Raw genomic sequence first — 12667 nt, 5'->3', positions numbered from 1 at the left:
AAGACAAAATGACGATTGAATGGGTAAAAGAAGGCAATTACGAAGATATTATTTATTCCACATACAATGGAATCGCAAAAATTTCGATTAACCGTCCTGAAGTACATAATGCATTCCGTCCAAAAACGGTAATGGAGTTAATCGATGCATTTGCACATGCGCGCGATGATGCAAATGTTGGCGTTATCATTTTAACAGGTGAAGGTGGACGTGCATTCTGTTCTGGCGGCGACCAAAAAGTTCGCGGTCATGGTGGATATGTAGGTGAGGACCAAATCCCTCGCCTAAACGTATTAGACTTACAACGTTTAATTCGCGCGATTCCAAAACCAGTTATCGCAATGGTAGCAGGTTATGCAATCGGTGGTGGACATGTTCTTCACATCGTATGTGATTTAACAATCGCAGCAGATAATGCAGTATTTGGCCAAACTGGTCCAAAAGTAGGTAGCTTTGACGGCGGATACGGTGCTGGCTATTTAGCTCGTATGGTTGGCCATAAGAAAGCTCGTGAAATTTGGTACTTATGCCGTCAATACAACGCACAAGAAGCACTTGATATGGGCTTAATTAACACAGTTGTACCATTAGAACAGTTAGAAGAAGAAACTGTGAAATGGGCAGAAGAAATTTTAGCAAATAGCCCGATGGCACTTCGTTTCTTAAAAGCTGCATTTAATGCAGACACAGATGGTCTTGCAGGTATTCAGCAACTAGCTGGCGATGCAACGCTACTATACTATACAACAGACGAAGCAAAAGAAGGCCGCGATGCGTTTAAAGAAAAACGCCGTCCGGACTTTGGACAATTCCCTCGATTCCCGTGATGAAAGCGAAGCCGACTGTTCAGCCCTGACGGCTAAGGTTCTTTCGCACAGAAGGCGCTTTTTGTCTTCTCGTGCGGAAGGTTCTTAGACGTGAAGGGCTAGGAGGCGAAGCTGGATAGGATCAAAAGCGGAAGCGGCTCGTTTAGAATGTGAGGGGGATGGAGCTTCTGACGTAGAGGCGCAGTTTGCCTCGTAGGAAGAAGCGAAGCCACCGAACATTCTAACCGCTGTAGCTGGATAGTGATCGGAAAGAGTAAAAAAAGAGACTTGATGAAAATTTCTCAAGTCTCTTTTTTTACAGTTTCTTACCCTAGATTTTAAATAGAAAGAACGTTATTTTAGTCCCATGACGAATCAATAAAATTATATATCTTATAATATTGTTTAGTTTAATTAAACAATATTATTTATTTATTTTTATAAGTTTATAAAATAACCCTGTAAAACTTTTACATATATTGTTATAATTTATTCTGTAAAATTAAAAAAATATTAATTTTATAATTTATTAGATTGATGGGAGGAATATCAAATGGCTGGACAAATTCGTATGAGTCCTGATGAACTTAAATCTAAGGCGCAGCTATATGGAAGAAGCTCTGAAGAAATCAATGGTATTTTAAGAAAGTTAGAAAGTTTACAAAATCAATTAAAAAGTGAGTGGGAAGGTCGTGCTTTCGAAGGTTTTGATCGACAATTTAATGAATTATCACCAAAAGTACGCAACTTCGCTCAATTATTACAAGATATTAACACTCAACTTTCTAAAACTGCAGATGCTGTTGCTGAGCATGATGCGCAGTTGTCACAAAACTTCGGTTTAAAATAAGAACTAGTATTTTTGGTAATTAAAGAAGATTGATAAACGAGCCATGCAACTATTGTTGTATGGCTGATTTATATGCAGCTTGATTAAAGTTTCGATTTATGAATTGCCCCTTGTAGCACTGGAAATAGTTATTCTCTCCATTGTAATTATGTCAATATAACCAACGCGCAACGTAGTAAAAATATGTCGAAAATTTAATCAGCTATATATTTTAAAGCCAAAAACAATCTGCATGCTAATAGTAATATAAAAATTATTTAGTATATTTCGTATTCGCAGGAGTGGTAAGTAGTGAAAAAATTCCAATGGAAGATCTTGTTGTTTATTTCTTTAGCTCTTATGTTAGCAACAGGAACTTCTTATTTAGCATTAAATCAAAAGTTAAAGAAAGAAGACGGAAACAATACTAAAAAAATGGCAGTTGCCATAGTAAACGAGGATCAAGGAACAATATTTGAAGGGAAAAAAATAGAGTTTGGAGATCAATTTATAAAAAGCATTAATAAAAATGATAAACAACAATGGTATGTAGTAAGTCGTGGAATAGCAGAGAGTGGATTAAAAAACAATAATTATAACATGATGATTGTTATTCCAAATGATTTTTCTAAGAAAGCGGTTGCTATTAATTCTGATTCTCCTGAAAAGGTAACATTAAGTTATAGAATTAATACAACTGGTAACAAAGATTTAAAAGAGGAAGCAGAAAATATTGCTTCTTCTATATTAGAAGAGTTCAATAGGCGCATAGTAGATGTTTATTTTGCAAGTATCATTGGGAAATTACAAGGTGCACAGGATAATATACAAGCAATAATCAATAAAGAGCAAGATCATGTGAATGTGTATAAAACGGATATACGTAACCCGTTAGTGAATTATACGCAACAGTTTAAAACTGTACAAGATTATACAGGGGCTTCAGTCGATACGTTCAAAGGATTTGAAGGTGTTTTAAAGGGATTCGAACAAAATATTGATGAAACTTCAAAATATAATTCATCTTATCAAGATAACCTTAGTGGTTTTCAAAAAAATCAGATGGAAAATGGCGTAATCGCAAACAATTTTTCAAATCAACTTAATCAGTTTAACACAGATTTAAATACAGATGATGTAGTAAAGCAACTAGAGGCTTTAGAATTAGCAAATAAAGCGATAGCAGAGCAATTTACCGCTGGAGATAATAAGAATAATATTTTATCAGATTCAGCATCTATTAAAGAATATTTAACGGATATTAATAGTAAAATTCGAAGTTTTGATGCTGATTTAACAGATAAATTAAAGTCGGATATCCAAGCTAAGATTAGTGAGAAATTAAAGAAGGCAATTTCTGATGATAACCAAAAAGAAATATATGTAAATTCACTAATGCAACAGCCTAATGAGCAAATTAAGAAGAAAATTGAAAGTTTAATCAACCAATTACCAACTTTGAAAGTTGAGGATATCGATCAGGTTGCTTTACCTAATGAAACAAAGACACAATTAAAAAATGTGATTCGAGTAACTGAGAAATATAATGCAGAGAATCAATTTAAGTATGAAGGTACTAATACTATACCTTTAGGAGAGACGATTCAAAGTATTAAAGAGGGTCTTGTGGGAAGAGAACTCGTATTTAGCGATATAAAAAAAGTGCCAAGGATGGATGCTAATCAAACTTTTACGTTAAATCTTCCTAGTGGATTTGGGCTATATTCAAATCAGCAAGCGTTAACGATTAATGGCCAAGACTATACAGAAGAATATTTAAAGAGTGGAACGGTCACTTTACCTGCTCGAGAAGAAGGGAATTTAGATGTTCGCGTACATGTTAAGTTATTAGATATAAATGCAGACATAGATGTATTTAGTCCAGTAACATGGCAGTGGAATATAAAACATAATGATGAAAAGATAACAATTACTGATCCGAAAACTGGTACAAACCCAGGTGATTCGAATATAGGGACAGGTACAAACCCAGGTGATTCGAATATAGGGACAGGTACAAACCCAGGTGATTCGAATATAGGGACAGGTACAAACCCAGGTGATTCGAATATAGGGACAGGTACAAACCCAGGTGATTCGAATATAGGGACAGGTACAAACCCAGGTGATTCGAATACAGGGACAGGTACAAACCCGGGTGATTCGAATACGGGAACTGGTACAAATCCAGGTGATTCGAATGCAGGGACCGGTACAAATCCAGGCAATCTCAATAAAGATAATACTAAGGTAAAAACGATTGAACAGACAAATAATCAAATTTCGCATAATAAAGATGAGTATTTATATCGGGGTACAACTAATTCGCTAATTCAGGAACCTGTTAAAATTGTACAGAGTTATCAACAATTGTTAAGTTTATATGATTTATATTATGGTCTAGATATGAAAACAGAAGATTTAGCAGGAAAGCTGGAAGAGGGAAAATTAAGCGATCATGCGACAACAGGCTCTCTTTATTACATTTTAAATAAACAGAATATACTAGATGTGATGGCAAATTTTGTTGCAAATGAGACTCAAAAAGAAGTCACAACAGAAGTGAGTAATTTAAAAGAAAAAATAGACACATATATGCAGTTAGTAAATAAGGCCGATCAAAATTCAGATCACTTGGCAGAGACGTTAAAACAAACAACAGAGCAAGCGCAAATTATGAATACTAACTTAGGTGAATATTTAAAAAATGTAGCGGCCTGGCGTGAAAATAGCTTGAAATTAATAAATGAACAAAAAGTAGTGGCAAGTAGTCGTGAAGGAGAACAAACAGCTGTATTAGCATTAGATTCTGAATTTAAGTCTGTATTAGCACAAAGTCAGTCTTTAAGTGAGCAGTCTAAAAGTAATCTACTAGCATCTGATGGAGTGTATAAAACGTTTGATCAAATTAATAATCAAGCAAAAGACATTCAAGATAGCGGAGTAACAATTGTATCAAAAGCTAATACATTATTAGATGATTTAGGCGATAAAATGACGGATGATAAGGAATTTTCTAAAAACTTCATGAAAGTATTGGAAAATAGCCGTGTTGGGGAGCGCCAAAATGAAAACTTATATCAATTTTTAGCAAATCCAGTTCAGAAGCAAAATGACGGTACGATTACAGCTGGAGATGTGTTTATACCGTACTTAATGGTATTGGTATGCTTTATTGTTGCTTTATTTACTTCTTATGCAATCGCACATCAAGAGAAAAGACGTATTCAAAAAGATGACTTTGAAGAAGAATTATCTACGATGCTTGTAAATGTACCAATTACTGCAATTACTTTAGGAATTGCAATTGCAGAAGGGATAACTATTGGTATTATTTCAGGGCATTTACTGGAATTTGATCAGACACGTAATTTAATGTGGATTGGTTCTATTACAATGATCATGGTTGCTACAGTTCTTATTTCCACATACTTATTACGTCAAGTAAAAATGATTGGGATGTTTGTATTATTAACGTTTTTTAGTATGTATTTGTTCTTAACGAATGCAGTAGGAATGAATATAGATAAAATGTCGTACTTTGGAAAAATACGTAAATTCTCACCACTTCAATATATTGAAACATTTTTAAATGATTTTATAAGTGGTAAAAATAGTGAGCCTGCTATTTTTGGATTTATTCTTGGCTTAGCTATTTTAGGATTTATTATTAATCTCTTTGTATGGCATAGAAGAAGAGGAGAGGAACAAGGGTTAGATGATCAAATCATGGAAAGTATTAGTTAATTTATCATTGTTTCTTTTCCTTTGCTCATTTGCCGCGTTACCGATGAGGAGCGCGGCAGAGAGCTACCTCAATGATAATGGGAAAATGGAGTTTAAATTAGACCGAGTAGAACAAACAGATGAAGAGAAAATGAATAAAGGGAAACAAGAAACGGAATTAGATAAGGCAGGAGTAGAATTATTTAATTCAAAAGTAGAAAAAGAAATTGCAGAAAAACAAAAGAAAGAAAAGAAAGAGATGCAAGAATTAAGAGCATCCTTGTTTCTTAATACAAAAACAAATGATGATGTCAAAGATACAAAAGAAAGTTTATTCCAGAAAAACTATGTGGTCAAAATGAGTTCTATTGAAACAGAGAGTGAAGCAGCTACAAATGGAACACCAGTTAGTACAACAATTACAGTGCTACTCATTATGGGAATCATATTGATTTGCAGTGGTATTTATATCATTATCCGAAAAACCTGGGTATAAGGAGAAATACAAATGGCTGTTCAAACACATGTTAATGTCACCGTAGATTTTAGTAAGTGGAATGGGAACACGTATGATTTACGCATTCCTAATCATCAATCTATTAAATACTTGTTGAAGAATTTAATAGAAACATTAAAGGTTCAAAGTCATGATGGGTCACATTATGTTATAAAAGTTGTCAATAAGTCGCTATTACTAACAGACAATGATCGGTTAATAGATTATGAAGTAACTGATGGAGATATTTTGCAAGTACTATAACTACTTGGATAAATAGCTTAATATGTAGAAATTTATGTATACGATCAAAAGGAGAAGAACATGGTGGAGAAAACGATTCAGATTGATTCAATGAATTATCGATTTGAAATAGGCGAAGGGACTTGGAAATTAGAACTTGCCCAGTCACAAACTCAAGTAAAAGATTTTCGTCAATTTGATTTATTAATGGAGAAGTCAGCAATCTTTGTTCCGGTAGCAGTAGAAGAAACGGAAGATGCTTTTGTCTTTTCATACGAAATTAGTAAGAAACTAAAGAAGTGGGACGATATAAAAGATTTAGAGAGAAATGAAAAATTACGATTGCTTCGAAATGTCGCTCGTTTTAAAGAGTATTTACATAGAAGAATAACGTTCTTTTTACACCCTGAAAATCTAGTATTTGATGCTAATTATTTACCTTTTATTGTTCATCGTGGAATTCGAGAGATTGTCCCCCCAACCCCCATTACAGAAGAAAAATTCTTATTACAATATAAATGTTTAATTATTGCATTGTTTTCTAAAAAATATAGCTACGATGAATTGTATAGTGGCGTCTTGAAAAATGTAAAAGAAACAACATTTGAGCAAAATGTTGTTAGTATGGACAGTTTAGACGGATTAATCAAATTTATTGAAGATAGCTTTGAAAAAGAACAAATAAAAACAGAAAAGAATATGCAAATTGTTCCTAAGAAAAATTTTAAAAGGTTCAAATATATGACATATTCTTTTGCGGCAGCTACGGTTATTTTAGTAGCACCATTAGCGTATTACATATTTATGAAAGTACCTTATCAAAATACATTGCTGGAAGCAAATAAAAACTTTTTAGCTACTGATTATGATCAAGTCATTAGTAATTTAAGAGATGAAGATTCTGAAGGACTACCTTTAGCTTCTAAATATGAGTTGGCATATTCTTATGTTAAGGGTGAGAAATTATCCGAACAGCAAAAATCAGCCATTATGAAGAATGTAAGTTTAAAGAGTGATGAAAACTATTTGCTGTATTGGGTTTATAACGGTAAAGGGGATTTTGATAAATCACTAGATATAGCAAAGCACATTGATGATCCGCAATTAATCATGTATGGCTTAATCAAACAAATAGAGGCTGTGAAAAATAATCCAAAATTGTCGGGAAAAGATCGAGATGAGAAGTTAAAAACATATCAGCAACAGTTAGATGAGTATAAAAAGAAATATAGTGATACATCTGACGAAAAAGATTTATCTAATACGAACAAAGGAACAAAATAAGAACGTTAAAAGAATGAAACTTCTTTTACTTCATGTATCCTGCTCTAATGAGTAGTAAAACTCTCACCTCAAAACGTAAAGAAAAGAAGCTAGGTGGGAGTTTTACTATCTTTAAGAGAAACAGTACACATATTTTTTTACTATAGAAGCTAACAAAGGAGTAGTGGAGAAGGATGAAGCAACAACTTCTAGCAGTGAGCTATGGCGATAAATTGTATAAATGTCGCCTAAATCCATCTGAACGTCCCGTTGTGACAATTGGGAACGAGTGGTCAAATACAATTACGAATCTTGATTTAGAAGAATCGCTTACGATGAATTGGGACCTTGAGAATAATGTATGGAAAATAGAAGATAAAACCATCTATGTTAACAAGGAGAATAAAATTGAACTGAAAAATCATAAATCTCTCCATATGTGGATTACATATGTTGAAGAAGTTGCTGTATATGATATAGCGACGAAGTATTCCATCACGCTTAGCGAACGTGAAGGTGATGATATTACCATTGATGGAACAGGTGCAGACATCGTATTCATTCGTGACTTATTAGATGAACCATTCAAAGTTAACGTATACGAAGGACGTGTATTTCATAACCATCAAAAATTAGAAGGTAGTGCTATTTTAGAAAGCGGAGATCAATTATTTTTTGATGGTGTAACAATCCAAATTGGACATGAAGATATTCAATTTGTAGCGGCCAAAGACAAAGTACACTCAACACTACCTCGTTTACTTGAAGCAGATAGTTATTTTCGCGATGAATACCCAGATTACCATCGTTCACCACGTATTATTTATCGTGAACCAGTTGATAAAATGACAATTGCAAAGCCACCAAGTGAACCATCAAAACCAACAGAACATTTAGTACGAATGATCGCTCCGTCCCTTGTTATGATCGTGGTCACTGTACTATTGTCAATCTTTATGTCAAATGGCTTATATATATTAGCCTCATTAGCGATGACTGTAGCAACAGTAACTATATCAGTCACATCGTATATTAAAAGTGTAAAGCAATACAAAATTGATATTGTAGAGCGTGACAAAAGTTATAGGGAGTATTTAAAACAAAAGACAAAAGATTTATACGAAGAAACTGAAAAGCAACGTCATGCACTTCACTATCATTATCCGGATGTTGCAGAAATTCGCAACATGGCTATGCAGGTAAACTCACGCATATATGAAAAAACGATGCTTCATCATGATTTCTTAACATATCGTGTTGGAACAGGTCAGGAAAACACTAGTTTTGAAATTCAATTTAATGAAGAAGAATTTAGTCAAAAGAAAGATGAATTAATTGATGCAGCACGTGAACTAAGACAACAATACCTCTCACTACAAGATGTTCCAGTCGTGACAGATTTAATGAATGGACCAGTCGGATATATTGGACAACGTTCTTTAGTGTTAGAACAGCTGCAACTTTTAGTTATGCAAACTTCATTATTTCATAGTTACTATGATTTGCAGTTTATTACATTGTTCCCCGAAGAAGAAAAGAATAAATGGGAGTGGATGCGCTGGCTGCCACATGCAAGTGTACGCGATATTAACGTACGTGGTTTTGTATACCATGAACGCAGCCGTGACCAAGTACTAAACAGTCTGTATCAAATATTAAAGGACCGAAAAATGAAAATAGAAGAAAAAGGTTCTTCTAATGAAAAATTATATTTTGCCCCGCACTATGTTGTACTCATTACAGATGAAAAACTAATCTTAGATCACATTGTAATGGAATTTTTTAATGAAGATCCAACAGAATTAGGGGTATCACTTGTCTTCGTACAGGATGTCATGCAAAGTCTACCAGAACATGTGAAGACAGTCATCGATATAAGAGATTCCAAGAAAGGGAATATCATCTTAGAAAAAGGTGAACTTGTTAACCATCAATTCGCACTCGATCATTTTCCAAAAGACTTTAACTTAGAAGATGTATCTCGTGCATTAGCACCGCTGAATCACCTACAAAACTTGAAAAATAGTATTCCAGAAAGTGTAACTTTCTTAGAAATGTATGGTGTTGAGAAAATTCAAGAATTAAATATTACAGCAAGGTGGGAAAAAAATGCAGCCCACAAATCATTAGCTGTACCACTTGGATTACGTGGTAAAGAAGATATTGTAAATCTAAACTTACATGAAAAAGCACATGGACCGCACGGATTAGTCGCAGGTACGACAGGTTCTGGTAAGTCAGAGATTATTCAATCATACATTTTATCCCTTGCGGTTAATTTCCATCCGTATGAAGTAGCATTTCTACTTATTGACTATAAGGGCGGCGGAATGGCGAACTTATTCAAGGACTTACCGCACTTGCTAGGAACCATTACGAACTTAGACGGTGCACAAAGTATGCGTGCCCTCGCATCGATTAAAGCTGAATTACAAAAGCGCCAGCGCTTATTTGGGGAACATGATGTAAACCATATTAACCAATATCAAAAACTATACAAACAAGGAAAAGCGAAAGAACCAATGCCACACCTGTTCTTAATTAGTGATGAATTCGCAGAGCTAAAGGCAGAGCAGCCTGACTTTATGAAAGAGTTAGTATCAACAGCGCGTATCGGTCGTTCTCTAGGAATTCACTTAATCCTCGCAACGCAAAAACCAAGCGGGGTTGTCGATGATCAAATTTGGAGTAACTCGAAATTTAAATTAGCACTAAAAGTACAAAACACATCCGACAGTAACGAAATTTTAAAGACACCAGACGCCGCAGAAATCACGCTGCCAGGCCGTGCCTACTTACAAGTCGGAAATAACGAAATCTATGAATTATTCCAATCCGCATGGAGCGGCGCTGATTACATAGAGAATAAAGATGATCAAGAGTATTTAGACGCAACGATTTATGCGATTAATGATTTAGGGCAATATGAGATTTTGAGTGAGGATTTGAGTGGACTTAGCAGCAGTAAAGAAATCGCTACTGTACCGACAGAACTTGATGCAGTAATTGATTATATCCATGATTACGCAGAAGAAAAACAAATTGAAGCATTACCAAGACCGTGGTTACCACCGCTTCCGGAGAAAATATTCCTGCAAGACTTGCATCCAGTGGATTTTAAAGAAGCGTGGAAACAGGAAAAGAAACCATTACAAGCAACTGTTGGTTTACTAGACCAACCTGAACTACAAGCGCAAACGCCGCTCACATTAGACATAAGCAAAGACGGTCACGTTGCAGTATTCTCAAGTCCAGGTTATGGAAAATCAACTTTCGTACAATCAGTCATTATGGATGCGGCGCGTCAGCATAGTCCAGAGCATTTGCATGTGTATTTGCTTGATTTTGGTACAAATGGATTAATGCCGTTAAGAGCATTACCTCATGTAGCAGACATGGTGACGTTAGACCAAGAAGAAAAATGTGAGAAATTTCTTCGTCGTATAGAAGAGACGTTGAAAGAGAGAAAACGATTATTAAGTAAATACGGTGTCGCTAGTCTTGAAATGTATGAACGAGCTAGTAATGAAATATTACCGACAATATTAATTACGTTAGATAATTATGATGCAGTGAAAGATGCAGGATTTGTAGAGGATTTCGAACGCCTTATTACCCAAGTTGTTCGCGAAGGCTCAGCAGTAGGTATTCACCTCATGTTAACTGCTACACGCCAAAGTGCATTACGAGTACAAATAAATGCGAATATTAAATTGCAAATTGCTCTTTACATGATAGACGAAACAGAAGCGAGAGCAATTGTAGGGCGTACTGACTTGAAAATTGAAGAAATCGCTGGCCGCGGTTTAGTGAAAATAGAAGATCCAACAGTATTCCAAACTTGTATGCCAGCGGAAGGTGAAGATGTGCTGAACTTAATTCAGCATATACAAGCTGAAGGCCGAGAAATGGAGGCTTATTGGAGTGGTAAAAAACCGAAACCTATTCCGATGGTACCAGAAGTATTCGAATACAAAGAATTTATTGCATGGCCAGAAACGAGAGAAATTATTGAAACTGGAAAACTTTCCTTTGGAGTCGAGACTGAGAATGTTACACCAATGGAATTAGATTTAGTAGAAGCTTCTAACGTTGTTGTAGCGGGAATTAAAAAAGAAGAAATTGAAAATGTAATTTCTCAATTTATGCAACAATTAATTGAAAGTGAGAGATTTGATGTCGGTCTTGTAGATACAAGAGCACAGACGTTTTCAAACTTTAAAGAAAAAGCAGCTTTATATGTAGCTGAAAAAGTAGGAATAGAAAAAACGATTAAACAAGTTGCAAATGCTTATAGATCAAGGGAAGTTGCATTTAAAGAGGAGCAAGAAGCCTCTAATGAAACAATGAATCCAGCAGACTTTATTAAAAGGTTCAAGCCAATTGTTATCGTAATTGCAGACTTAAATGACATTGTTAGTAGCTTAGGGGACACCGAATTATTTAGCTTATCTGAATTAATTACAAATGGTGCGTATATGGGAATTCATTTTGTCATTGGTTGTGATGTGGATGCAATTGATAGTCGCTACGATTTAGCTTCTAAAGCAGTCAAAGCACAATCTAACGTTATCTTATTGAGAAAATCATCTGGACAAATGGTGTTTGATGTATCCAATAAAGATTTAAGTAGTACGAGGTTAAATCCTTTTGAAGGATATTTTGTAAAAGATCGATATGCAACAAAAATTAAAGTACCAGTTATTCAGGGGGGATATTAATGGAGTTATCTCAACTTACTAGTCAGAAAGCAAGTTTACTTAGTAGTATTAGTCAGCAGCAGAGCCACTTAGTGGCTCTGCAATTAAAAAAGCAGCGATTAATACAAGCGAAAAGACAATTTGTAAATAATATTGGAGCCATTCGTCAAAATCATGAACAATTTAAATCACTAGAAAGTAATGATAGTTTATCTATAAAACTATCGTTACTGCGTTAATAAAGTGAAAAGAACAAAAGAATCCTATAAATCTAAGGGCACTGAAAAAGTCTATTTAAAGAGAAGGAGCTAATTCTCCACTATATAGTCGATTGGCTTTTTTGTTGTGTGCCCAGCTAAGCTGGACGGTAGGTAAGGGATAACTGCCAGTAAAAGCCCGATTGGTTCAACTAACCATCAGTGAGGAATGAAGCGATATAGGCTATTCGGGATATTTTCTCGCTTTCGTTCAAGTAAATGTAAAGTAGAGAAGATGGCTCTGGTGTTCTGTAAAAAAAATATTTTAGACTAAAAAGGTGCTTTCTGTATATGAAAGCACCTTTTATTAACATAAAACCAATGTATCACAAAACCTTTAAAAGTTC

At 34.8% G+C, this 12667-nt stretch carries 7 protein-coding genes and 1 pseudogene; all 8 read left to right on the top strand.

Going from position 1 to position 12667, the window contains the following annotated elements:
• The first annotated feature begins 8 nt into the window (after positions 1–8).
• Positions 9–827 (top strand): 1,4-dihydroxy-2-naphthoyl-CoA synthase, encoded by an 819-nt coding sequence (gene menB / locus AB1284_RS19675; protein WP_429754413.1) that lies wholly within the window; start codon positions 9–11, stop codon positions 825–827.
• A gap of 532 nt (positions 828–1359) precedes the next feature.
• Positions 1360–1656, top strand: a complete 297-nt coding sequence (locus AB1284_RS19670) for a WXG100 family type VII secretion target (RefSeq protein ID WP_429753346.1) — start codon at positions 1360–1362, stop codon at positions 1654–1656.
• 291 nt (positions 1657–1947) lie between these two features.
• A complete protein-coding gene (esaA, locus tag AB1284_RS19665; protein ID WP_429753347.1) occupies positions 1948–5382 on the top strand; it encodes a type VII secretion protein EsaA in 3435 nt (1144 codons plus the stop codon).
• Positions 5354–5857: a type VII secretion protein EssA gene (gene essA, locus AB1284_RS19660; protein ID WP_429753348.1), complete on the top strand. Its 504-nt coding sequence runs from the start codon at positions 5354–5356 to the stop codon at positions 5855–5857. The genes esaA and essA overlap by 29 nt, the downstream gene beginning before the upstream one ends.
• Before the next feature lie 12 nt (positions 5858–5869).
• Complete coding sequence (locus tag AB1284_RS19655; RefSeq protein WP_429753349.1) at positions 5870–6121, top strand: EsaB/YukD family protein; 252 nt, start codon at positions 5870–5872, stop codon at positions 6119–6121.
• 60 nt (positions 6122–6181) lie between these two features.
• Positions 6182–7384 carry a type VII secretion protein EssB gene (gene essB / locus AB1284_RS19650; protein WP_429753350.1) on the top strand — a complete coding sequence of 401 codons (1203 nt, stop codon included), beginning with the start codon at positions 6182–6184 and terminating at the stop codon, positions 7382–7384.
• A 173-nt stretch (positions 7385–7557) separates the two neighbouring features.
• Complete coding sequence (gene essC, locus AB1284_RS19645; protein WP_429753351.1) at positions 7558–12084, top strand: type VII secretion protein EssC; 4527 nt, start codon at positions 7558–7560, stop codon at positions 12082–12084.
• Positions 12084–12272, top strand: a pseudogene (locus AB1284_RS19640) (YwqH-like family protein); the annotation flags it as partial. The gene essC and the pseudogene AB1284_RS19640, both read left to right, overlap by 1 nt.
• Positions 12273–12667: the final 395 nt, after the last annotated feature.

The organism is Bacillus sp. S2(2024) (assembly GCF_050474045.1).
GTDB classification, from domain to species: domain Bacteria; phylum Bacillota; class Bacilli; order Bacillales; family Bacillaceae_G; genus Bacillus_A; species Bacillus_A yunxiaonensis.
This window is presented reverse-complemented; position numbering and strand designations above follow the sequence as displayed.